Origin of the sequence: Gemmobacter denitrificans (assembly GCF_036964905.1) — a bacterium.
In the GTDB taxonomy this organism is placed as follows: domain Bacteria; phylum Pseudomonadota; class Alphaproteobacteria; order Rhodobacterales; family Rhodobacteraceae; genus Gemmobacter; species Gemmobacter denitrificans.
In genome coordinates, this window is the sequence record NZ_JBALHR010000024.1 from 1 (window position 1) to 22,397 (window position 22,397).

29 protein-coding genes and 1 pseudogene are annotated in these 22,397 nt (G+C 63.6%); 10 read left to right on the forward strand and 20 right to left on the reverse strand.

The genetic code is table 11. From position 1 onward, the window contains the following. Positions 1-98: 98 nt before the first annotated feature. Positions 99-350: pseudogene (locus V6590_RS19725) on the reverse strand (IS21 family transposase); the annotation flags it as partial. Here V6590_RS19725 and V6590_RS19730 point away from each other — a divergent pair. Both V6590_RS19730 and V6590_RS19735 read left to right on the forward strand, forming a co-directional pair. Beyond that, positions 306-836 (forward strand): type IV secretory system conjugative DNA transfer family protein, encoded by a 531-nt coding sequence (locus V6590_RS19730; RefSeq protein WP_335425457.1) that lies wholly within the window; start codon positions 306-308, stop codon positions 834-836. The pseudogene V6590_RS19725 and the gene V6590_RS19730 overlap by 45 nt on opposite strands. Before the next feature lie 195 nt (positions 837-1,031). After that, positions 1,032-1,628, forward strand: coding sequence for a helix-turn-helix transcriptional regulator (locus V6590_RS19735; RefSeq protein ID WP_335425429.1), 597 nt, complete (start codon positions 1,032-1,034; stop codon positions 1,626-1,628). Between the two features lie 184 nt (positions 1,629-1,812). Here V6590_RS19735 and V6590_RS19740 read toward each other — a convergent pair whose 3' ends face one another. Genes V6590_RS19740 through V6590_RS19750 form a run of 3 tightly spaced genes read right to left on the reverse strand, consistent with a single transcriptional unit; the run spans position 1,813 to position 4,022 of the window. Next, positions 1,813-2,610: a 3-methyl-2-oxobutanoate hydroxymethyltransferase gene (locus tag V6590_RS19740; RefSeq protein ID WP_335425430.1), complete on the reverse strand. Its 798-nt coding sequence runs from the start codon at positions 2,608-2,610 to the stop codon at positions 1,813-1,815. Further along, complete coding sequence (locus tag V6590_RS19745) at positions 2,610-2,921, reverse strand: MocE family 2Fe-2S type ferredoxin (RefSeq protein WP_335425432.1); 312 nt, start codon at positions 2,919-2,921, stop codon at positions 2,610-2,612. The genes V6590_RS19740 and V6590_RS19745 overlap by 1 nt, the downstream gene beginning before the upstream one ends. 9 nt (positions 2,922-2,930) lie before the next feature. Next, positions 2,931-4,022, reverse strand: coding sequence for a fatty acid desaturase family protein (locus V6590_RS19750; RefSeq protein ID WP_335425433.1), 1,092 nt, complete (start codon positions 4,020-4,022; stop codon positions 2,931-2,933). A 191-nt stretch (positions 4,023-4,213) separates the two neighbouring features. On the opposite strand from V6590_RS19750, the gene V6590_RS19755 reads away from it, so the two are divergent. Beyond that, on the forward strand, positions 4,214-5,245 hold the full coding sequence (locus V6590_RS19755) for a LacI family DNA-binding transcriptional regulator (RefSeq protein ID WP_335425434.1): 1,032 nt from the start codon (positions 4,214-4,216) through the stop codon (positions 5,243-5,245). Between the two features lie 128 nt (positions 5,246-5,373). Continuing rightward, on the forward strand, positions 5,374-6,180 hold the full coding sequence (locus V6590_RS19760) for a TIM barrel protein (RefSeq protein WP_335425435.1): 807 nt from the start codon (positions 5,374-5,376) through the stop codon (positions 6,178-6,180). Positions 6,181-6,443: 263 nt separating this feature from the next. On the opposite strand, the gene cysE is transcribed toward V6590_RS19760, so the two are convergent. The 10 genes from cysE to V6590_RS19810 all read right to left on the reverse strand — a co-directional run bounded on the left by cysE (position 6,444) and on the right by V6590_RS19810 (position 13,895). Continuing rightward, complete coding sequence (gene cysE / locus V6590_RS19765) at positions 6,444-7,187, reverse strand: serine O-acetyltransferase (RefSeq protein WP_335425436.1); 744 nt, start codon at positions 7,185-7,187, stop codon at positions 6,444-6,446. 246 nt (positions 7,188-7,433) lie between these two features. Further along, on the reverse strand, positions 7,434-7,766 hold the full coding sequence (locus V6590_RS19770; RefSeq protein ID WP_335425437.1) for a putative quinol monooxygenase: 333 nt from the start codon (positions 7,764-7,766) through the stop codon (positions 7,434-7,436). Next, a complete protein-coding gene (locus V6590_RS19775; protein WP_335425438.1) occupies positions 7,767-8,633 on the reverse strand; it encodes an SDR family oxidoreductase in 867 nt (288 codons plus the stop codon). After that, positions 8,630-9,238, reverse strand: coding sequence for a TetR/AcrR family transcriptional regulator (locus V6590_RS19780; RefSeq protein WP_335425439.1), 609 nt, complete (start codon positions 9,236-9,238; stop codon positions 8,630-8,632). Before V6590_RS19780 ends, V6590_RS19775 begins: the two co-directional genes overlap by 4 nt. 179 nt (positions 9,239-9,417) lie before the next feature. Then, on the reverse strand, positions 9,418-9,711 hold the full coding sequence (locus V6590_RS19785; protein WP_335425440.1) for a DUF1330 domain-containing protein: 294 nt from the start codon (positions 9,709-9,711) through the stop codon (positions 9,418-9,420). Positions 9,712-9,730: 19 nt separating this feature from the next. Beyond that, positions 9,731-10,687: an SMP-30/gluconolactonase/LRE family protein gene (locus V6590_RS19790; protein WP_335425441.1), complete on the reverse strand. Its 957-nt coding sequence runs from the start codon at positions 10,685-10,687 to the stop codon at positions 9,731-9,733. Between the two features lie 121 nt (positions 10,688-10,808). Further along, entirely contained in the window at positions 10,809-11,726 is a 918-nt protein-coding gene (locus tag V6590_RS19795; protein ID WP_335425442.1) for a helix-turn-helix transcriptional regulator, read from the reverse strand. 203 nt (positions 11,727-11,929) lie between these two features. After that, entirely contained in the window at positions 11,930-12,742 is an 813-nt protein-coding gene (locus V6590_RS19800) for an RNA polymerase sigma factor (protein WP_335425443.1), read from the reverse strand. Beyond that, positions 12,739-13,140: an SRPBCC family protein gene (locus tag V6590_RS19805; RefSeq protein ID WP_335425444.1), complete on the reverse strand. Its 402-nt coding sequence runs from the start codon at positions 13,138-13,140 to the stop codon at positions 12,739-12,741. The genes V6590_RS19800 and V6590_RS19805 overlap by 4 nt, the downstream gene beginning before the upstream one ends. Before the next feature lie 119 nt (positions 13,141-13,259). Next, a complete protein-coding gene (locus tag V6590_RS19810; RefSeq protein WP_335425445.1) occupies positions 13,260-13,895 on the reverse strand; it encodes a CGNR zinc finger domain-containing protein in 636 nt (211 codons plus the stop codon). 173 nt (positions 13,896-14,068) lie between these two features. Here V6590_RS19810 and V6590_RS19815 point away from each other — a divergent pair, with 173 nt between their 5' ends. From V6590_RS19815 to V6590_RS20915, 3 genes are all read left to right on the forward strand, one after another. Continuing rightward, on the forward strand, positions 14,069-15,016 hold the full coding sequence (locus V6590_RS19815) for an alpha/beta fold hydrolase (RefSeq protein ID WP_335425446.1): 948 nt from the start codon (positions 14,069-14,071) through the stop codon (positions 15,014-15,016). Between the two features lie 28 nt (positions 15,017-15,044). Beyond that, positions 15,045-15,674 (forward strand): FMN-dependent NADH-azoreductase, encoded by a 630-nt coding sequence (locus V6590_RS19820; protein ID WP_335425447.1) that lies wholly within the window; start codon positions 15,045-15,047, stop codon positions 15,672-15,674. Positions 15,675-15,897: 223 nt separating this feature from the next. Continuing rightward, on the forward strand, positions 15,898-16,221 hold the full coding sequence (locus V6590_RS20915; protein ID WP_350339901.1) for a transposase: 324 nt from the start codon (positions 15,898-15,900) through the stop codon (positions 16,219-16,221). A 477-nt stretch (positions 16,222-16,698) separates the two neighbouring features. Here V6590_RS20915 and V6590_RS19825 read toward each other — a convergent pair whose 3' ends face one another. The 5 genes from V6590_RS19825 to V6590_RS19845 form a co-directional block, all read right to left on the reverse strand. Continuing rightward, a complete protein-coding gene (locus tag V6590_RS19825) occupies positions 16,699-17,310 on the reverse strand; it encodes a uracil-DNA glycosylase family protein (protein ID WP_335425448.1) in 612 nt (203 codons plus the stop codon). Beyond that, on the reverse strand, positions 17,291-17,680 hold the full coding sequence (locus tag V6590_RS19830) for a VOC family protein (RefSeq protein ID WP_335425449.1): 390 nt from the start codon (positions 17,678-17,680) through the stop codon (positions 17,291-17,293). The genes V6590_RS19825 and V6590_RS19830 overlap by 20 nt, the downstream gene beginning before the upstream one ends. Beyond that, positions 17,677-18,192 carry a GNAT family N-acetyltransferase gene (locus V6590_RS19835; protein ID WP_335425450.1) on the reverse strand — a complete coding sequence of 172 codons (516 nt, stop codon included), beginning with the start codon at positions 18,190-18,192 and terminating at the stop codon, positions 17,677-17,679. The genes V6590_RS19830 and V6590_RS19835 overlap by 4 nt, the downstream gene beginning before the upstream one ends. Further along, positions 18,189-18,881 (reverse strand): glutathione S-transferase family protein, encoded by a 693-nt coding sequence (locus V6590_RS19840; RefSeq protein ID WP_335425451.1) that lies wholly within the window; start codon positions 18,879-18,881, stop codon positions 18,189-18,191. Before V6590_RS19840 ends, V6590_RS19835 begins: the two co-directional genes overlap by 4 nt. 69 nt (positions 18,882-18,950) lie before the next feature. After that, the gene (locus V6590_RS19845; RefSeq protein ID WP_335425452.1) at positions 18,951-19,592 is read right to left on the reverse strand and encodes a YHS domain-containing (seleno)protein; all 642 of its coding nucleotides are present in this window, start codon (positions 19,590-19,592) and stop codon (positions 18,951-18,953) included. 55 nt (positions 19,593-19,647) lie between these two features. Between V6590_RS19845 and V6590_RS19850 the strand changes: the two genes are divergently transcribed. The 3 genes from V6590_RS19850 (at position 19,648) to V6590_RS19860 (ending at position 21,682) form a co-directional block, all read left to right on the forward strand. Continuing rightward, positions 19,648-20,604, forward strand: a complete 957-nt coding sequence (locus V6590_RS19850; protein ID WP_335425453.1) for an AraC family transcriptional regulator — start codon at positions 19,648-19,650, stop codon at positions 20,602-20,604. Positions 20,605-20,741: 137 nt separating this feature from the next. Next, positions 20,742-21,104, forward strand: coding sequence for an SPW repeat domain-containing protein (locus tag V6590_RS19855; protein WP_335425454.1), 363 nt, complete (start codon positions 20,742-20,744; stop codon positions 21,102-21,104). A gap of 29 nt (positions 21,105-21,133) precedes the next feature. Next, entirely contained in the window at positions 21,134-21,682 is a 549-nt protein-coding gene (locus V6590_RS19860) for a carboxymuconolactone decarboxylase family protein (protein WP_335425455.1), read from the forward strand. 505 nt (positions 21,683-22,187) lie between these two features. Here V6590_RS19860 and V6590_RS19865 read toward each other — a convergent pair. Next, positions 22,188-22,397, reverse strand: a 210-nt coding sequence (locus V6590_RS19865; RefSeq protein WP_335425456.1) for a hypothetical protein, incomplete at its 5' end; no start/stop codon positions are given.

The window sequence follows — 22,397 nt, forward strand, 5'->3', positions numbered from 1 at the left end:
ACAACATCATCCCGCATCTCGGGTGGCATGGCCGGAAAGCTCTCGGTCAGGGCTTGATGCAAGGCCAAAGGCGCGCCTGTTGATTTCCACCCAGAAGTGACCAACGCCAGGACATCGACCATCTCGCGATCGCCACCCGGTTTGCGCAACATCTGCTCTTGCAACTGCCTGAATGGGATTGGCAATTCGAGGAATGGCGCACCATTGCGCAAAGCCCCGGGCTTGCGCTGAACGACAGCCAGATAGTGCCGCCAATCATAGATCGTCTGCGCTGTCAGCTTGTGACTGCGCTGGATCATGCGGACATGTTCGCACAGGATGTTGCCCTCAGCTGCAACGACCAGCCGCTCCTAACCCCCGACGAGGTGCGGCGCCTGAACCCCGATCAGGCTATCCTCATCCCGGAACGGCAGAACCCGCTCCTTGTCCACCGGATCGTCTATTTCCAGGATCCGACCTTCAAGACGCTCTTCGAGGCACAATCCGGCCCCCTGCCCTACCCCCCCAGGGAGGCCGCTGCAGTCCAGGTTTTGACCGCGCGTATGGAAGCGCTGGAGCGCCGCTTGGCCGAACGGATGGTGGTCGATTTTGTGCGGCCGGAGAAGCCGAAGGCGGACACCCCGGTGGAGCCCGAGCCGAAGCTGGCGGCTGAGATTGTGGCGCGGCAGGGCGTCTCCGCGAAGGCAGCGCGGTCAGAAACCGATGCCGAAGCGCAGGCTGAAGGAAACGCAGTCGCCGCGCCCGAGGTTGATCTCGATGCCCTGAAGCCCTCCGTCACAATCGCCGTCGCCAAGATGAGCAAGTTTTCCCAGAAGCTTAGCGGTATGGAGCTTTAGCATCATCTGCGATTGGGTAAGGGCCGCAGTCCGCTGTTTCGGCCACTTTGGGTTTGTCGGGTACGGGCTGTTTCCAAGGACGCTGGCCGTCGGTTTCCGCGAAAATACTGGACCAAACGGCCTCAGCCGTGCGATTAACCGCACCTTTTCCAGTGCTGATGAGGATTCGCCATGCGACCCGGTCGCCCCCTGCCCTTGACCCTGACGCGTCGCGCGCTCGGCACCCGGCTTGCCGGACTGGCCGCTGCAATCGGCTTTGGGCAAAGTGCTGCGGCCAGTGTTGGAGCCCAAACGACATCTCCCTTGGATCCCGAACTGCGTGACGCAGCCCTTCGCGGGCTTGCCCTCGCAAGCCATCGCGGCGATCCGGTCGCCGCGGCAAGCGCCGAAGCAACGCTGGTCCGCCTCGCAGAAACCGACCCCGAAGCCGGCCTTCTCGGTCGCATCTACCAGTTGCTGGACGTGCGTCCCGCCACCTATTGGCACGACGATCTGCCCCAGGCAGCAACAGCCGATCTTGCCACGCTCCACGGGGCGATACGCACGAGCCGGCCGGTGGCCTTCGGCTACACCGACCTTTCGGGGAAAGAGACCACGCGCACAGTGTTGCCACTGGCCCTGGTGCACCCGCCTCAGGGAGTGAAGCTGCTTGCCTGGTGCGGAGAACGGAAGGATTTCCGCCAGTTCTTCGTGCGCGCCATGAAGGGATTGACGCTCGAGGTGGGTGATTTCAGCGGAAATCGGCTCGCGCTACTGCAGGGGCTGCTCGACAAGGAAGCCGGTCGCGCCTGAGCTTCGCTTTGGTCCAAATCCGACGGTCGAACCATTTACGCGCACACCAGACCATTCGACATCAGTGCCAACACGTCGGAAACCGATTGGAGCCCAGAGCCAAACCACCGTGCGGGGGTCACCTCAAGTTCCGCTTTGCCCCAAGCAAAGCGCCTGAACGGGAAAAGACACCGTCCCTTTTCGGTCAAGTCATTCTATCCAGCCAATCACGAAAAGCCTCAACAACCTCGCTTTCGCAATCCACCAGAAATTGCGGTGTGGGATAATCGCCTTCGTGGACATCGCGGGCAAAGCGTCCCATCGCTTCGATCCGCATGGCCTGAAGCCGATCATGTTCTGCCGCGAAATCGGCATAGACCTTCGCATGGCGCGGAATGCGGCCACGGTTCTGGCCCAGCACATCATCGCTGAACAGATATTGCGCGTGGCCTGCGGCCCCGGCCCCCATCGAGATCAGGAACAAGGTGGTCCGTTCCGCAATCGCGCGGGTAATGGAATGCGGCACGACCTCGATTTCTACAGCGAATGCCCCTGCCTCCTCGGCCGCCCTGACCTGCTGCCAGACCAATTGCGCGGTTTCCAGCGTCTTGCCCACGGCCTTAAAGCCCCCGGTCCAGGTGCGTTTGGACGGGATCAGCCCGACATGGCCGCAGACCGGTAGTCCGTGATCGGCCATGGCGCGGATCGTGTCCAGCGAGCCGGAGCAATAGAACCCGTCGGCTCCGTGCTTATACAGCGGGAAGGCCCACCGCAGGAAATCCTCAGTCCCGCCTATTTCATAGAAGTTGTCGCCGGGGAGGGCGAAGCAATCGGGCGCGACCTCGCGGAAGCGGCCATCAAGGATCATCGAGGGCGGGACAGACAGGAGCTCGACCCCTGCCTTCGCGGCTGCTTCGGCCTCTTCGATGGTTTCCACCCGCAGCATGGCGAACTGGTGCTTGCCACGCGCATCCAGCAGGTCACGGACTGTCAGACGCGCCATCACGCCACCTCGACAAAGACGCGACCGTCTTCGACCTTGACCGGAAAGGTGCGCAGTTTCACGCAGACGGGCGCGCGCATCGCCTCACCGGTGCGATAATCGAACTGACCGTTGTGCTTTGGGCATTCGATAAGATGACCCATCACCAGACCGTCGCAAAGATGCACATCTTCATGCGTGCAAAGGCCGGCGGTAGCGAAAAACTCCCCCTCGGGCGAATGGTAGATGGCGAAAGTCTGGCTACCATGATCGAAACGGATCAGGTCTTCTTCGTCGATGTCATCGGTGGCGCAGGCGTCAATCCAGGGCATGGTCTGTCCTCACTCAGTGGCGGCGGGGCGCATCATGCCCGGCACATATTGGTGGAAATCCTCGCGGTAGGGCTTGGCCGTCGCGGGCAGATCGCGTTTCAGGAAGTAATCCTCGTTCAGAAGCTGCCGCTTGAGCGCTGGCCACATCTCGCGGAACGCCTCGCCGATGCTACGGTTAGGGGGCGGCAGGTCGTCCTTGATGGCCTGATGCAGGCGCGGCAGCGCATGGTAGGGCACCATAGGAAACATGTGGTGTTCGACGTGATAGTTCATGTTCCAGTAGATGAAGCGGCTGATCGGGTTCATATAGACCGTACGGCTGTTCAGCCGGTGGTCGATGACATTGTCGGCAAGGCCGCCGTGCTGGAGAAGCCCGGTCATGACGTGGTGCCATGCGCCATACATTCGCGGCAGGCCGATCACCATCAGAGGCAGGATCGACCCCAGCCAGACCGCCAGACCGATCGCCGCCAGATAGATCGCCAGATGAACCCGCGCGACACGCTGCACCTTCACCCATTCGCTTTCGGGGACAAAGGTGCGTTCCGCCTTGGTCGGCCCGACAAGGGCGTTCCGGATCAAGGTCGGAATGAAGTGCAGCACGTCCAAAACCCCAAAGAAGTTCAAAATCACCTTCGCCAGTTCCGGCGGGCGCATCACTGCGATTTCCGGGTCGCGGCCTACGAAATAGGTCTCCGAATGGTGGCGGGCATGGCTCCACCGCCAGGTGGCCGAGTTGCGCATGATCATGAAGCTGGCGATCTGGTAGACCACGTTGTTCATCCATGGGGTGCGGAAGGCGGTGCCATGGCTGCATTCGTGCCAGCGAGAATCCGAGGCGCTGCCGTAAAGGACGCCATAGGCCAGCCAGAACGGAGCCGACCACCACGAGGGCCAAAGCGCGACTCCTGCCCCTGCAAACACGATCATCAGCCCATAAAGCAGGACAGTGTCGCGGATCGCCGGGCCGTCTTTTCGCGCCATCAGATCCTTCATCACCTTGCGCGGCACGTCAGTATGATACCATTCGGCCGCTGTAAGCCCGCTGTCCACCGCGCGCTTCGCGTCGGCGCCGAAGGGGCTGTAATCACGCTTGCCCATCGTATTCCTCCCTTGCTTGCCCGCCCCGCCTTGCCCGGCCATAGGGTCCGTCAGGGCTGTGACGGGTTCGACCCGTGTTCTCGCCCCTGTTAAGCCCGGGCGCGGGCATCCTCCAAGACTCACACTTGCTTATTCCATCACCGCACATCACTCTTGCCGACATGAATGATTGTTTTTCGTCAGGATTCAGCATGGCCAGCCGTCCCACGATCCACGATGTTGCCCGCGCTGCGGGGGTTTCCAGCGCCACGGTGGACCGGGTTCTGAACGGACGCGAGAAGGTGCGCGAGGAGACCGCCCGCAAGGTCTATGAGGCCGCGCGGCAGATCGGCTATCACGCGGCGACCCTGATCGGGCAACGCATGCAGGCTGATCTGCCCCGGTTGCGACTGGGAATTGTCCTGCACAAGGAGCGCCAGTCCTTCTACCAGCAATTTGCGACGGAGGCGGAACGCGCCGTTCAGCAGGCCACCGGTCGGCGCGCATCGGTTCAGCTGGCCTTTGCCGCCTCGCAATCACCCCGCGATTTCACCACGCTGATGGAGGGGATGGCTAACCGCGTTGATGCGATTGCTGCCACTGCGGTCACCCATCCTGACGTGACCGAAACCGTGCAAAGATTGAACGCGCAAGGCATTCCCTGCTTTGCGCTATTAAGCGACTTCGCGCAGGGCGTTCGGCAGAATTATCTGGGCCTGAACAATCTGAAAGTTGGTAGGATCGCCGCACACATGATTGCCACGGCGGCGCATCATCCTGGAAAGATTGCAGTTTTCGTAGGCGGCTACCGTTGGCACGGCCACGAGCTGCGAGAAACCGGGGTTCGCAGCTACTTCCGTGAACATGCGCCTCAGTTTCAGGTACTGGATACCCTGGTCAATCTTGAAACCCGGCAACTGACCTATGAGGCGACGCTGGATCTCCTGTCACGCCACCCCGATCTGCGCGGCATCTATTGCGCGGGCGGCGGGATGGAAGGGGCCATCGCCGCCGTGAAAGAGATGCGCGAACCGGGAGAGGTGGCTCTGGTAGTGAACGAGTTGACGCCGGAAAGCCGCGCCGCGCTGATCAGCCGCGATGTGACCATGGTGATCGGTACACCTTTGTCCCGGCTTTGCGCCGATCTGATCAGCCTTGCGGCCGAGGTTGTGCAGCAGGGGATGGGGCCAGTGCAGGGGCAACATTTCCTGATGCCGGACCTCTATCTGGCGGAATCGGTATGATTTGATTTCATCATTGAGTCGGCTGACTTTTCGTCAGACTTGACGCAAAAACGGCAGGACAACTTGACGCATGTCGCCTCGCAGGGCGAAGCCTCCCCCAACAAGATTGCACGGCGGGGAGGCCGTAGATGCTGAAGTTTGCCCTGAACCACATGACGGTCGCCAAGGCGTCGTTCCGCGACATGGTGGCCCTTGCTACCAGCCTTGGCTGTGTCGGCGTCGAGGCCCGGAACGACTTGCCGCAACCGCTGTTCGATGGCATGAGACCCGAAGCCGCTCGCGACATTCTGGCCGCATCCGGCCTCCGGCTTTTGGCTTTGGCCGAAGTGAAACGGTTCAATGACTGGTCCAACGACAAAGCCACAGAGGCGCTTGCCCTGATGAAAATCGCCAAGGCCGCCGGGGCCGAAGCTGTCAGCTTGATCCCGCGCAACGATAACCTTGGCATGGGCAATGGAGAACGGCAGGCCACGTTGCGCGTGGCGCTGAAGGCGCTGAAGCCAATGCTTGAAGATCATGGGCTGGTCGGGCTGGTCGAACCGCTGGGCTTTGAAACCTGTGCGCTGCGCTACAAGGCCGAAGCGGTGGAGGCGATCGAGGCGGTGGGCGGAACCGGGCGCTTCAAGCTGGTGCATGACACCTTCCACCACACTTTGGCCGATGGCGGACCGATCTTCGCCGACCATACCGGAATCGTGCATGTCTCGGGCGTCGTCGATCAGACGGTCAGCATCGCTGACATGCGCGACCCACACCGCGTGCTGGTCACCCGAGGCGACCGTCTGGGCAACATCGACCAGATCGCCGCCCTGCGTGCCGCGGGCTGGGACGGGCCGATTTCCTACGAAGCCTTCGCCCCTGAAACCCATGCGCTTGCCAACCCAGCCGCCGCGTTGCGCGCCAGCATGGACCATATCACCGGTGCGCTGGCGTGACCGGTCCGCGTCTGCCTTCGCCTGACCAAGCCCCATGCGCCCGGCAGACCAGACAGGGCGCGCAACCTTTTAAACCGGACCTGCCGCAAAGGCCGCAGGCCACCTCTGGGACGAGCTCTTGAACGAAGCGTTTTTCTTCGGCACCGACCATGCCCGTGCTATGCTAGCTTAAACTGCTCTCCACGAAACCGGCAGCAACTGAGACCCGGCAGCGAATTCCGAAGCAGAGACTGCTCCGGCCCAAGGACGATTTCGCAACCTTGTTAGATCTGCTGGTCCATCGCCTGCGATGGCCTCTGCGAGGGTGCGTTCCATCGCACCACTTTCGCGGGAATTCCGGCGACTGTGGTGTTCGGGGGCACGTCCTTCAGGACAACACTGCCGGCCGCAACCTTGCTCATGGCGCCGATTGTGACATTTCCCAGAACCTTGGCGCCGCTGCCGATCATCACACCCTCAGCGATTTTGGGATGTCGGTCGCCGGTCTCATTGCCGGTGCCGCCCAGCGTCACGTTCTGCATGATCGAGACATCATCGCCGACGACCGTCGTCTCGCCGATCACGACCCCCGTCCCGTGGTCGATCAGAAGGCCGCGTCCAAGCCGGGCAGCGGGGTGAATATCGACACCCAAGACCACCGAGACCCGATTTGACAGCCAGCTGGCAAGGTCTGCGCGCCCGTCCTGCAAGAGGTGATGCGCGATCCGATGGGCCTGCACCGCCTGAAACCCCTTGAAGTTGAGCAAGGCGTGAAAGGGACTGGTGCAGGCCGGATCACGCTCGCAGGCGGCGACGAGGTCCGCGACGGCGGCGCCCGTGATCGACGGATGCGCCTGCAAGACCTCGGCGAACAGATCCGTCAGGGCGGGGATATCGACGCCGGGCGCATGAAGGACCGCGGACAGGTGCCGCGCCAGCATCCCTTCAAGGGATGAGGCCTCCGCAAGGGGGGCAAGAACCCGGGCTAGGATCGGTTCGTGCGCGCGCAGCCGGTTGGCCTGCGCCACGCATTGCTCGAAGAGCGAGGGGGACGGGCTCTCGTGGGGCGTTCTCAATGTCACTGGCACGGCTGATCCCATCCCGGGCTGTCAATCGAGTGCGTCGGGCCGCTGACGCCCCGACCAGAGTCAGACGGCATCGACCGCGGGCCGCAGGTCGCGGTCATGGGGCACGAGCCGCTTGCGGGGCCCGTGAAGGCCCCGCGAACTGGAACTGCACCGGGAACTGCCCCGGAAACCGCACCGGGCGTCACGCTACGCATGAAACTGCGCCCAGCTCACCGGCGAGGACGCCCACATCTTCGTCACCTCGACAGGCGCGGCGAGCCAGCTTTCATATTTCTTGAAAACCTCCACCGTGTAGTCCTGCGCATAATGGGCGTTCAGGGCCGCCTCATCGTCGAAGCACTCGAACAGATGCAATGTGTTGCTGCGGTCCTTGCTGACGAAGGCCGAAAAGAGGTGGCACCCCGGCTCCGTCAGGGTCGGCGGAATGAGCGCATCCAGGGCGGATCTGGCATCCTCGAAATGCTCGGGCTTCGGCTGGATCACCGCGAAGAGAAACAGTTTGGGCGTGCTGGCGGACATTCAGACAGCCCCCCGATAGACCGGTTTCAGAGCTTTGATGAGCTCGGCCTGAATCGGCAGAACCGCCTCGTTCACGGCCCTGACCCCCATGTCTTGGCCGACCTGCGTCCGGATCGGACGGGGCGCGGTCATGTCCACAAGATCGGCGATGCGCTCGGCGACGTTGACGGCATCCGTGCTTGCATCGCCTTGGTCAAACATACCCTGAAACATCCCCAGAAGGCGGTCGCGCCCCTTGGCCAGATCCCCATATTCCCGCAGGCGCGCCGCATCGGCCGGCGCGGGGGCCGTCGTGACAAGGTCGGTCCCGTGGCCGCTGGGCTCGACCAGAAGCGACTCGATCCCGAATGTTTCGAGCTCGTAATGCAGCGACTCGCAATACGCCTCCATCGCCCATTTGCTGGCACAGTAGAGGCCGAAATACGGCATCCCGAAACGGCCTGCGGCAGAGCTCAGGCTGATGATAAGGCCCGACTTTCTGGCGCGCATCGGCCCAAGAACGGCGCGGCTCATCCGCATGATGCCATAGAGGTTCACGTCAAACAGGTCCTTGGCCTGATCAAGCGTGAAGGCCTCGGTCAGGCCAACGGGCATGATCCCGGCGTTATTGATCAGCACATCGATCGGGGCCTCGGCTTCGATCGTCGCAACGGCCGCGGCGCATCCGGCGTCGCTGGTCACATCCAGCTCGACCGGCACGATCCGACCTTCGGGAAATGCCGCCAATTCGGCCGCGGCAGCGGCATTGCGCCCGGTCAGATCGCGCACTCCGGCATAGACACGGTGGCCGCGCGCCGCGAGCGATTTGGCCGTGCGCAGGCCAATTCCGCGACTTGCTCCGGTGATGAGGATGGTTTTTGAGGTCATTTCTGCAGGTCCTTTGTTCGGAAAACCGTTTGCATGAAGAGGGCGAGGGGTTCGTCGTTGCCGCGGACCTTCATCCGCGTCAGCGCCCCGCTCCAGGAATTCAGGAGCCAGTCGGCAGCCTGTGCCGGCGTGAGATGTTGCAAGCCGAGGTCGGACAGCTCGACCTCGGCAAGGCAGTCTTCCAGCACCGCGGTCAGCGCGCGCCAATGCGCATCCAGCGCGGCCTGAAACGCGGGTCTCTCGTCGGCGAGTTCGGTCGAGAGGTTGCACATCAGGCAACCCTGTTGGAATTTGCGGTTCCCCATGTCCGTGCGGGCGCCCTCATAGAAGGCGCGCAGGCGGTCGATGGGCGGGCGCGAGGCATCCTCCAGAACCGTTTTCGCGGCCGCGATCTGCGCCTCGCTGTAGCGATCGGCCACCGCGATTCCGAAGGCCTCCTTGGAGGGGAAATGGTGATAGAAAGAGCCCTTTGGCACGCCCGATGCGGCCAGTATCTCATTGATTCCGCTCTCGGAAAAACTGGTTTCCCGAAAGGCGCGCTCGCCCGCCTCGAGGAGTTTCTCCCGGTGCGACAGATGCGTTTTTTCGTTTTTCGGTCGTGCCATTTCAGGGGTCTCCTGCTGCTCACGACTCATGAATAGACCAGTCTCTTATTAATTGAAAGCGAAAGCGCCCTCACAGTCGCGTTACGCGCTTGTGAGGGCGCCGCCCAGTGTGGCCGGGTGGGCCGGGTGTAGCCGGGCCCCGGCGCGGCCCTCTGCCGCGCTGGGGCCGCAATCATCGCTCAGCCGCCCAGGATATGGATTTCCATATGGGCGAAGCTGTCGTCCCGCAGCGGGATCAGGTCGCGATAGGCTGGCTGATCAAAGAACCCGCTCGCCGCGGCCGCGTCGGCAAACTCCAGAACCAACACCGTGGCCGGAGTGGTCTTGCCCGCCACGCTGACCGCAACGGGCGCGCGCAGCGTCGGGATGACGCCCGCGGCCTTCAGCAGGGGCTGGACCGCATCCGCGTAGCGTCTGGCACCGTCCGCCTTGGCGGGGTCCGGTTTCGAGAGCACGATAACATGCGTTGTCATGGTTAGTTCCTTTCCGGGATTATCGAAAGTCTGCGGGCAGGTCGATCGCAAGGATGCGATAGGGATCGGCCGCACCTGCCGTCGGGTCGAACAGATGGTCGAGCTGACCTTCGACGACATAGGCCGTCTGGCCGATGACCGTCGCCGTCGTCGGGACGTTCAGATCCTCTGCGATCACCTCGAGCGTCGCCTGAGCGCCCGAAACGGTGGCGCCCCACAGGGCACCGCGCGCGCCCGCAGACAATCCCCCGCCTTCGACAATCAGAAACCGGCCGCCGCCCAGAGCCGTCAGACCGTCCGCGCCATGGATCTCGGTCGACATCGTCAGATCCGTGATCGCCCCGGCCTGCCCCTCTGCGTCCAGCGCGATCCGATGCAACGTGCCGGTGTTGTAGCGGGCGACGAAAACCGCCCCGTCATCATAGGCAATGCCGTTCAGGTTGAAGCCTTCGCCCGCAAAACGGGCGTCGTCGAGCCAGATCTCCAGCCGATCCGCGCCGGGGGCGAGGGCATAGATGCGCGGCACAAAGCTGTCGGTGACAAGGATCGTGCCATCGGGCAAGGCGGCGATGTCGTTGCAGAACATCCCCCCTTCGGGCAGCGGGTATCGGCCCGCGGGCGCGCCGGATTCGGTGTCGAAGGCGACCAGCGCCGGGGCGGCCGTTCCCGTCAACGCGCTGATGCCCGGATCGGACGAACAGGCATAGGCCGCATCGCCCGCGACATGGACCCCGACGACACTGACAAGGCCATTTGCCCCGGCAGGCGCGAAGTCAGAGACGCTGCGCGTGGCCGAGATTTTGAGGATCCGTCCCTGCGTCAGGCTGCCGACATAGAGATTGCCCGCGGCGTCATTCGAGATGCCTTCCGGCGCGAATGCGGCATCCGGCAGAAGAATTTCGGTCTCTGCCATCGCCAGGGCAGGCAGGGCGGCGAGCACGACGCCCGCGCACAGGAGGGGTTTGAGGGAGAACATCACAGCGGTCCTTTCCAGAGTTGCTGGACAAGACTTGGGCCATAATCAGGGGGTTTTCGCGCTGCGGATGGTCAGGGGCGCGCCGCAAACGGTCAAAGGCGCGCGCGCGCCGGGGTCAGGGTCACCAGCTCGCCCATCGGCCGCCCCCCCATCGGCCGCCCCCCCATCGACCGCCCCCCATCGTTCGCCCCTGCGTCGCGCGCAACTCGGTCGGGCTCATCGAAAACCGCAGCCGGAACCTCTCGGCAAAGCGAGATTGCGACTGGTAGCCGCAGTCAAAGGCGATCTGTCCGATCGGCATGTCAGAGGAAATCACCCGCTCCACCCCCCGATTGAGGCGCGTATCTTCGAGCAGCTCGCGAAACCCGGTGTTCTCGGCTTGCAGACGGCGGCGCAGGGTCCGCTCGCTCATCGCAAGGACCCGGGTCAGATCCTTCACGGACCAATCGCGCGACAGATCGGTCTGGAAATGCTGGGTGATCCGCGCGGACAATGTGTCCCCGCGCGCGATCAGCAGGTTCCCGGCCAGACCCTGCCGCGCAAGGATGAGCAGGACCTCGACGAGCCGGTGGCGGGTCTGGGTCAGGTCTGCGGGATAGCTCTGGTCATGGGTGATCCAGTCCGCGACGAGGGAATAAAGCTCTTCCGATCCGGCGGCCTTCCACTTCGGCGTCAGATCCCAGTCCTTCAGCCCATCGGAATAGATCTTGTTGAACAGCTCCGTGGTTTGGCGGTCAAAGACCAGCGACGCGCCCAGAAACCGGCTCTGCCCGCGTTCGGGAATGTTCTCGATATCGCAGCGCGCGCCCGTGGGGAGCATCAGAACCTGCCCGGGACGGGCGTCATAGCTCTGCCGATCCGCGACGACCCGTTTGAGCCCGATGACCGGGAACATCAGCATCGGGGCGGAGATATCCATTCTGGTGATGCTCTGCGGCTGTTGGCAGCCATTGATCCAGACCCCCCGCGTCATCTGCCCGGACAGAAAGGCGGTGGTGATCGATCTCTCGAGCCGTGACAGAAGGGGCTGTTTGATCATCGCCGGGCGTCCTTGTCTGTGCGCCTGTCCTCTCTATCAGCTTTGCGCGGGGTCCGGGATCAAAGCGTGCCATTGGCCGTCTGCGGCGCAGATCTGGCCGAATGCGGGCAAGCGCGCGCCCCTCCCCCGCGGCCCCGGAAAAGACCCACCCACCGCGGTCGAGCGATCAGACCGACCGGGCTGCAAGCCATCCCTTGGCGGCGCTATTTCATCGCCGCCATGATCAGATCGCCGACATTGGTCGGAAAATCCGGGTTCGAGCGCATGAGCGCGGCCGCCCTGCGCCCCTCTTCCAATGTCCTAATCTGGCGCCGCAGGTCGCGGATGTCGCAGGCCGGCGAGTTCAGCGGGAACGCCGGAGCGCCCAAAGTGATCCGGTCGCTCGCCCGTGCCGCGCTCAGGCGTTTCTCGCATCTGCAGGCCGCGGTTTGCGACACCACCCCGCACTGGGCCTTGACGAAGCGCGTGACCTCCTGCCGGGCTCGGCTCAGCCTTTGCCGATAGGCTGCGGCGGAAATCTCGAGCGCCTCCGCCGCCTCGCTGTCGGACATCTCGAAGATATCCCCCAGCACATAGGCGATGCGCAGGGTGCGGCTGAGACAGGTCAGCATCGCCAGCGTGCAGCCCACCTTGATCTCTTCGATCGCGATGGCGGTGATCGCGGCGTCGGCCGGATCGTGCTCGGGATCGGCCAGACCTTGGTCCAGATCGTCCGCAAAATCCTTGAAGCTCATCCGCATCGCCTCGACCCGGCTGCGCTTGCGCTGTCCGACAAGGTGCCGGGAGGCGACCTTGAGCGCCCAGCCCCCGGCGGCCCGGTCGTCGCGGAGCGTGCCCAGATGGGTGATGATCTGGATCAGGATTTCCTGCGTGGCATCCTCGGCATCGGCGGGATGGGCCAGCATCCGCAGGGCGAGCCGGAAGACCGGGCCCTGCAGAGACTGCACCACGGATGCCAGCGCCGCGCGGTCCCCCAGCCGCGCGGCGCTCACCTGGTCCGGGTCCAGATGGATCATGCTTCGAGCCGCTTGCGCAGCGACACCAACTCGGTCGCGAGGGTCTCTTTCTGCGACTCCAACGCGCCTTCCAACGCCTCGAGCGGCACCGGCGGCGCCATCAGGACGAAGGAATAGATCGAGCTGTCGCCCGCATCCTCGGTCACCCGGGAATAGGCCGCACCGACCGAGCCATCCGGGAAGGTCATGATCCAGTCGATCGTGCCCTGCTCGGCCGAGGCGCGGGTTTCCAGCCGGATCGGAACCGCCCCGTTCGGGGTCACCAGCTCGGCGCGCTCGGCGTCGGCGGATTTGAAGGCATTGGTCCAGGCCGGCAGGTTCGCCGGGTTCGCGATATAGGCGAACACCTCCGCGCGGGGTTTTGCGATGCTGATGGATTGCACGTCATGGGTTTTCATCTTGCGTCCTCGCTGATTTGCGCCGGGCCACTCCCGGCCGCATGTCAAGAAAGAGGCGGGGGCGAGCGAGGCTGTGACACAGAAAGTCCGGAAATTTTGCGGCGCGGCCTGCGCGCCGGTCAACGCCTGCGATGGGCGGCCGCCTTGGCCCGGTTGCCGCAGACCTCCATCGAACACCAGCGACGCTTGTGGTTCTTGCTGATGTCGAGGAAGTAAAGCGTGCAGCTTGACCCCTCGCAATTCCGCACATAGTGGAAATCCGCCTCGGCGATCAGATGCGCCGCGGCGGCCGCGATCCTGACGATCAGATCGCGCGGGGCGGTCAGCGGGTGCCTGTCGGTCAGCACAAAGGGGCGCGCATGGTCGCCGCCGGAATCCGGTGCGGGATCCGGGGCGGGGGCGAGCTGCAAGAACCGCGCGCCGCGCGCGAGGATCTCGTTGATCTCGGCAATCACGGGGTGGTGCGCATCGCTCAACCCGCTGTCGCCGGCCTCGGCGATGAAGGGCCGGAGCCGTTCGCGGAAGGCCACGATCTGCAGCCGCGCCTGTTCCAGCGCGGGCGCGGCGGCCGCCGCGCGGAACGGGGCCAGTTCCACCTCCGAGGCAAGCCCCGCCGCGACAAGCCAGTCCAACAGATCGGGGCCGGTCTCCAGCCAGTCGTAGCGCACGGAGCGCGGCATCGCGACGCTGTTCAGGAAATCGAGCGCCGGGCTCTCTCCGATGAAGAACGGCGCCGGTCTTGTGCCTTCGGTCATCTGATCCTCCGTCTGCGAGGCAAGGCTGCGATTCGCCTTGATAACCTGTTTAAGCGCACTTCACCAGTTACGACTCCGTGTGCCTCATCACAATAAAGTAACTGTATAAAACTGATTTTGACGGTTACCAAGGAGCCATCGAACTAGCCCTGACCCTCGATCAACGGTGTAACATGACCCGATCTTCTTCGAGCCGCTTCTCCCTTGCGGCAGCCCTTGCGCTGCCCCTCTTCGCCTCGGCCGCTGTCGCGGGCGACCCCGCGTCCTGGCCCGTCAGCTACCGCAGCGCGGACGTTGACGGCCTCTCGATCGCCTACCGCGAGGCCGGGCCGACGGATGCGCCCGTCATGCTGTTGCTGCATGGCTTCCCCGCATCGTCGCATATGTTTCGCGACCTGATCCCGGAAATCGCGGGCAGCTATCACGTCATTGCCCCCGACTACCCGGGCTTTGGCCAGTCTTCGGCACCGGCGGCAGAGAATTATGAGTATGACTTCGCCACCCTGGCCGAGACCATGAACGCCTTTACCGAGGCTCTCGGGCTCGAGGACTACACGCTCTATATGCAGGACTATGGCGGTCCGGTGGGCATGCGGCTTGCCGTCGCTCATCCCGATCGCATCGCGGGCCTCGTGTTCCAGAACGCCACCGTGCATGCCGAAGGCTGGTCCTCGGGGGTGGTGTCGCAGCTCTCGCCCTACTGGAGCGAGCGCACGCCCGAAACCGAGGCGCCGGTCCGCGCGTTCCTCGCGCCCGAGACGACGCGCTGGCAATACGAGCAGGGCAGCACCAGACGCGACAGGTTGAGCCCCGATGCCTGGGTCGTCGATCAGGCCGGGCTGGACCGCCCGGGCAACGATGCCATCCAGCTTGAGTATCTGTGGAACTATCGTGACAACGTCGCCGCCTACCCCGCCTGGCAGGCCTATCTGGCCAGCGCGCAGCCGCGCACGCTGATCGTCTGGGGCACGAATGACCCGTTCTTCACCACGGACGCCGTGACCGGCCTGCAAAAGCTGCTGCCCGATGCCGAGACGCGGCTTCTCGACGCCGGCCATTTCGCGCTGGAAACCCACGCCCCCGAGATCGGCGCCGCGATCCGCGACACCTTTTCCCAGTAATCACCCTGCAACCCAAAGGAGCAATCCAATGACCAAAATTCTTTATATCGCGGCCTCGCCGCGCGGTGCGATTTCGCAATCGGGCAAGCTGGCCGAGGCCTATCTTGCGGCGCGTCAAATGGCCGAGCCGGATGTCCAGCTCGACCGGCTCGAACTGTGGAGCGCCGATCTGCCCGAATTCGACGGGGACAAGGCGGCGGCGAAGATGACGTTCTTCGGCGTGGGCGATATGGACGCGCCGCGTCAAAGCGCCTGGGACCAGGTGGTCACCATCACGAACCGGTTTATCGAGGCGGATGAATATGTGCTCTCGGTGCCGATGTGGAACGGCGGCATCCCCTACAAGCTCAAGCAATATATCGACATCATCACCCAGCCCGGCCTGCTCTTCGGCTTCGATCCCGAGGCCGGTTACAGAGGCTTGCTGCGCGGCAAGTCGGCGCGGGTGTTCTATACCTCCGGGGTCTATGCGCCGGGCGCCCCCGCCAAATACGGCACCGATCACCATTCGACCTATCTGGACTGGTGGCTCGATTTCATCGGCGTGGCCAAGATCGAAACCGTGCGGTTCCAGCCCTCTCTGCTGACGGCGGACCCAGCCGGGGACCAGTTGAAGGCGCTCGATCGAGCAAGGGATTTGCACTTGCTGCAGGTCTAGTCGCAATTGCAACGCCTCGGAGTATCGCAGTTCCGGGGCGGTCGCGACTTAGAGGGCGGTAGAATATTTGCAGACCGAACGGTCATTTGAAGTGATCCCGAATTATTAAACGTAGGTGTGCCAAGTTGGGCGACCCGTGAGACCGACTCACCGATTGAGATAGGCCCTTCCCGCAAACTGAAGGGTTGGCGACGGTTGCGGCGGTCGAACTGCCCCTCGAGGCGTGCAACCCGCTCGACCTCCTGGTCGGGCAATTCAACCGATAGAAAAGCGCGCATTGAAACGATCACCGCCGAGCTACGCCGCGCCACAGGACAATACTGCGCGCCGAATTCAGTTGATGCTTGGCATTGCCCCCATCGCGGCGAGTGTGCTCACTGCCACGCTGCTGGATGTAGCGGTCTTACGTTCGCCCCGAGACCTGTCGCTCTGGCTGGGCCTGACGCCAAAGCCGTCCCTAACAAAGGAAAATTACGCTCGGGTGTCATCTCCGATGTCGAGAATCGGCGTATCCGGCGTCTGCTCCATCTCGGAGCAAAGGGGGTGATCTCTGCCCGCAAACGCTTCAATTCAGGCGACGGCTGGTTGGGGCGTATGCTAGGAAAAAACCGCTGACCGTTTCTTGTGGCCATCGCGCGGACCAAACGTATTGCGCGAGCTGTCTGAGCCATGCTGCGAACCTGCAAGGCCTGGCAGGCAGCCTGTGGGCAATGAACTTCGGGCCGCAGGCGGCTTGCACGAATCGGCGAAGGCAAGGTGAGATGATGCACCCTGACGGACGCGAGGCTGTGACACGCCGTTCGAACAAGAGGGCATAAAGCGCGCGCAATTGACGGGGACCCGAGCATCACGCGGACGTTCATCAGGGCGCGCGGGTAAACCGCAATACAAACGCCGAATACATGGCCGCTCCCAGCCAGTTGCCAAAAATCAAAGCCCCCTTGTCACGCAGGAGCCATTCATTCACGGTTCAAACCCGATGGCGGTAGCATCCAGTTCACCGACTATGAGTGACACCAGCGCGTCAATCCATTTCGAGAAGTTCGCTTACGCACGCTTTGAGCATGGGAAGTACATCCTCCTCAAACCAAGCATTGCGGACTAACCAACTCGAATTTCGCGGGCTTGGGTGGGGCAGCAATATCACTTCAGGCCAGCGCGAACGCCACTTCTGCATCGCATCCCTAAGCGACAGATTCATTGTGCCAGGCAGGTGCCATGCTTGCGCATAGCGTCCGAGCACCACGGTAAGACGCAGGTTTGTCAACGCGCCTAACACCTGCCGCCGCCAAAGCGGTGCACATTCGGGATGTGGCGGCAGGTCGCCCGATCGACCCGTACCGGGATAGCAGAATCCCATCGGCAGAATGGCAACCTTCGCAGGGTCCCAAAAGGTGCCCTCGTCGAGGCCAAGCCACTCACGCAGCCGTGAGCCGGAGGCATCGTCGAAGGGGCGTCCGGCAAGATGCGTCCGTCGGCCCGGCGCCTGACCCGCGATCAGAATGCGCGCCCCGGATCCGATCTGGACGATCGGTCGGGGCCCTAGTGGAAGGTCGGTGCAAGCCGCACAGGCGGCGATCTGCGCGCGCAGCCGCTCTATCCCCGCCGGGCCGCAGTCAGACGCTGAATCCGCCATGGACCAGTTCAATCTTGTTGCCCCAAGGGTCGCGCAGATAGGCGGCGAAGACGCCAGGCATCGGATAGGCGGCACGCACACTCGGAGCCCCTTCATCGATCGCCCCGGCATCGAGGCCCGCAGCATGGGCCTTTGCGACCGCCTCGCGATCCGGTGCAGCGAAGGCTACGTGAGCGCCGTTGCCCGCCGACGCCGGTCCGCCATCGAAGGGAGTCAGCAGCAGAAATGCTATGCGGTCGCGGCCGAAGGCGGCGAAGCCGTCACCGGACGCGAGGCAGCGGATGCCGAGCGTCTCGAGCACACGGTCGTAGAAGGCGCGCGCTGCAGGCACGTCGGCAACCCCGAGGCTCAGATGGTCGATGGTCGTCATGGGTTCTCTCCTTTGGGCATTGGGTCTGTCGAAGGGGTGTCGAGGCGGAATTTCAGGAATGTCGCGCCGGAATGGTCCTGCCGACCGGCCGACTGTGCCCCGATCCGGTGCAGTGCGCCGAGGTTGCGGCGCGAGGGCGGCAGGAGGAAGGTGACGAAGGGAATGCGCGGATCAGCCCGCGCGAAGTCGAGCGCGGCCCGCGTGATCCGCTGGCCAAGCCCGAAATCCTGCGGCCGCAGCACGAGGCCGAAGTCCCATTCATCCCCTTCTTTTTGGAAACCGCCCCAGCCGACATAGCGGCCATCCGCCAGGAAGGCCCAGTGACCCAGACCGTCGCGCGCCCAGCAGGCCTCTTTGGCGGCCACGAAGGCTTGCGCCTCCGCCTCGCCCCAGGCGCACGTCAGCAGCGGCATGTGTTCGCGCAGGCGCGGGTCGGACATGTGCGCCACCAGATCAACGAGCGGCACCCCGGTCAGCCGCGCGAAGCGAAGGGCGGGGACGGCGCCGGTCATGCCGAATGCCGCAGCGCGAGGCCGGGCGGCGGCATCAGCCGCGACAGAGCGCTGTCTTTCCGGCGCAGGAAGTCGGAAAGCCTGTCGGCATAGTTGGGCGCGACCGCGTTTCGCACCGACGGCCTGTCGGCAAGCTCGCGGCGCCAGGCTAGCATCCAGGTCAGCCCGTTGAAGGCGCCGAAATCGCCGATCCGGTCGAAGGTGTCGAAGTAGCGGAACACCGGCGCGAAGACGGCATCGACCAGACTGAACGCCTCACCAGCGAACCAGGGGCCGGGGCCGAGCTGGCCCTCCATCACCCGGAACCGGGCGGGGAGCGCTGCAGCCTTCCGTTCGAGCGTTCCGGAATCCGAGGCGGTGTAGAATCCTGCGATATCGTTCAGGCATTCCGAGCCGAAGCCGATCCACGCCCGGTGCCGCGCGCGCTCGACCGGGTCGGCGGGATGGCGTGGACGGGGCTGTGTGTCCTCTAGGAATTCGAGGATCGCGGCGGATTCGAACAGCGCCGCCTCGCCGACCTTCAGCACCGGCGTCCGCCCGAGCGGCGACAGCGCCAAAAACCAGCCGGGCTTCATCGCCAGATCTACGGTGATCCGATCATGCGGCACGCCCTTCTCGGCAAGCGCGATGGCGATGCGCTGCACATAGGGGCAAAGTGCGTGACTGATGAGGGTGATGGCTGGGCTCATGGGTATCTCCTGCAAGGGGCGAGGACTCCGGTCCGCGGGATGCCGCGGGCCGGGTCCGTTGACAGCCAGTCAGAGGTCCTTCGCGGCGGTGTGCTGGATCACCTTCCAGTTCTCGGCGGCCTTGGCGATGGTGCCGGCCTTGTCCTTGAGGAAGGCCTGATAGATTTCCTCGGACAGGAAGACATAGAGCTTGTCGTCCACGACCGCCGCGAAGTTCGGGTCGCCGTCGAACTTCTTGTTCACCGAGACGCCGAAGGTGCAGAAGCCGCCGTTCCGGACCTCATAGCGGGCTGGGTTAGCCTCGAAGGCCTTGCGATTCTCTTCCGAGGCGAAGTAGTACGCCACGCCGTCATGGATGGCAGTCTGGCTGGCGACGCCCTCGACGTTCCGGCCCTGATCGAGCAGCGCAACCGGGTCCGAGCCGTGCAGGCCGAGCGGCGCGCCCACCGCGGTGAGGCCGGGGACGACGTTGACTTCATCGGCTGCCATCACAGGGCCGAAGGCGAAGAGGGCCGTCAGAGCGGCCGCGGTAAAGGTGATCTTGTGGGACATTGGTTGTTTCCTTTCGATAGGATTGGGGCGGCCGTTTCGGACCAGTTCTGCCTTCTGGTGCGGCGCGGGGTGATCGGATCTTCCCGCCGCCACATCGACTGCCAGTCCCATGAACTCGAAACCAATAGTCCTGTTAATGCCGGTTAGTTCGGTTTTCATGTCTGATCGTCCAGACCTATGGACGAGTAACAGAAGTTATGCGCAGAATGGTCACATGTTTGACCTGCTCAGCGACATCCTCACCCGCCTTTCGTTTCGTGGCACGCTCTATTTCCGTACAAGCTTCACGGAGCCCTGGGGCGTGCGCGTGCCTGCCTTCCGAGATGTGGCACGTTTCCACTTTGTGTTCCGTGGCGAAGCAATGGTACGTGTTGCTGGGGTGCCGGTCCCCGTGTACCTGGCGCAAGGCGACCTGATCGTGATTCCCCACGGAGCGGCCCATGTCCTGTGCTGCCGCCATACCGGGCCGGACGAGGCCTTGCCGCTGGACGACGTGCTGTCCCGGTCCGGGTTTCCGGGGCACGGCACGCTCGTCTGGGGCGGCGACGAGAGCCCGAGCGATACGCAGCTGATCTGCGGGCATTTCGCGCTGGCCGAAGGGGCGCGGCACCTGCTGTTCGAACGGCTGCCCCCCTTCATCCACCTGCGCGGTTATGGCCAGGAAGCCGGTTCCTGGCTCGAAGCCACGCTCAGGGTCATAGGGGCCGAAGCCGGCGGCGCGCGGCTCGGCGGTGATCTGATTGCCCTGAAGATGTCCGAAGCGATCTTCGCCCAGGCGATCCGTGCCCATATCGAGGCGGAGCGTGAAACCGACTGCGGCGTGGCGGGCTTTGCCGACCCCCATCTGGCGCGGGCGCTGACCGCCTTCCACCGCGCGCCAACCGCCGGCTGGACGGTCGCCGGCCTCGCCCGCGAGGCGGGGCTGTCGCGGACTGGCTTCGCCGAGCGATTCTCGGATCGACTCGGCGTGACGCCGATGGCCTATGTGACTTCTTGGCGGATGCAGATAGCGCGCGAGGCGCTGTCGGCGCGGGGGCTCTCGGTGGCCGAGGCGGCCGAAGTCTCGGGCTATGCCTCGGAATCCGCCTTCAGTAGGGTCTTCAAGAAAGAGATCGGCCTGTCGCCTGCCGCGTTTCGGCAGTCTGGCATCGCGCGCCACGAGGCAGCTTAGCGCAACGTCCGAAATCTCGGACGATCTGCAATGCGAAGTGGACTATCTGAAATTCATCGTCCGCAGCGATATCCTTAGGTTGGAAACCACGACGGCATCGCTCGTCGTTTGATTCCCAACCGAAAGGTCCCTGCGCCATGCGCTTTGTCACCAAGACCATCCATGCCTGGCTCGACTACCCCGTCGCGCTGGCCCTTGTCGCCCTCCCGTTCCTGCTCGGGCTCGGCGCATCAAATCCGCTTGCCCTCACGATCTCACCGGTCGTGGGCGTCGCAGCCCTCCTGCTGACCGTGTTCACCGACCACCATCTTGGGCTGATCCGCGTGCTGCCATACAAGCTGCACCTCGCCGTCGATCTGGCGGTGGGTGCCCTCTTCCTGATCCTGCCCTTCGTGCTTGGCTTTTCCGGTCTCGATGCCGCGTACTACTTGCTGAACGGCGCTGCCGTCGTAGCGGTCATCGGTCTCTCAAAACCCGAAACCGCGATAGTCGCGGCCTGATCCCCCTGCACATAGAAAGGACATATCCAATGGCTCGCATTACCCAGATTTCCGACGCTATCGCCACCCCCGAGGCCGCCGCCCTCTTCACCGCCATCAAGGGCAAAATCGGCATGGTGCCGAACCTGTACCGCGTCGCGGCGAACCAGCCTGCAGTGCTGACCGGGCTTCTTGGCCTTGGGGAAGCGCTCGGGCGCGGCGGATTCGACGCCCGCACCCGCGAAGCAATCGCGCTGGCCGTCGCCGGCGCCAATGCCTGCGACTACTGCGCCTCGGCGCATTCCGCGATCTCGGTAGGGCTGAAAGTTGCCCCCGAGGCCGTGACGGCGCATCTCAGCGGTCGAGCTGATGACCCGCGGACGGCAGCGATCCTGAAGTTTGCGGTCGCCGTCGTGGTCGCGAAAGGGATGGTTCTGGACGCGGACCTCGATGCCGCGCGGGCTTCCGGGCTGACCGAGGCCGACATCGTCGAGACGGTTGCGAATGTGGTGGCGAACATCTTCACCAATTACCTCAATCATGTGGCTGCCACCGACATCGACTTCCCGGTGGTCTCGGCCCGCAAGGCCGCCGTCTAGGAAATGTCACTATGCGGTGGCCGCAAGACAGCGGCCACCGGTTCTGCGTAGCCGGGTCAGGCTCAGACAGGCCACATGACTATCTCTTGATACTCCGCATTTGTCTGTTGAAGGTGAGACATACTGAGGTCTGCAGGCGGGATTCAATTCCATACTAGGGAGTAGGATAGGGCCTGCCTGCCCGATCATCATCTGAACCTGCTCAGTTGCAAGGGGTGCCCATCGTGGCAACTCCTTAGATCAAGGACAGTGCAATGAATTGCCCCTCAGCTATCTTGGCTTTGATGTCGCCAAAGATTGGATCAAGGTCTTTGACCCCTCCGCTTGCAGACGGCTCGGGATCAATAGAGCCTCAGAGAGGCTCAAAATACCCCAAGCAACCAACACAGAATCCTGCCAAAATAGCTGACCCGAGACAGCATCACCAGAGATGACTCAAACCCACCAGCCATTGCAACGACACGACAGCGTTCGGTACTGCCTCGCTCTGCACGCCCCCAGCAAGTCACACAAGATTCCGCTCCTGCCGGAGCGCGATCAGGGCTGCAAACTCTGTCAGGTTCGACCGCGCTGCCCCATTGTCGACAATCTCCAGCAAACGCCGATCGTCCTTGGTCAAACCCTTCTTGGGCCAGGCGGACCGGAACCGGCTGAGCGCGTTGCAAATCCCCTCCCACCATGCCGCCTGCCCCGTCTTCGAACGCCCCGAGATGCT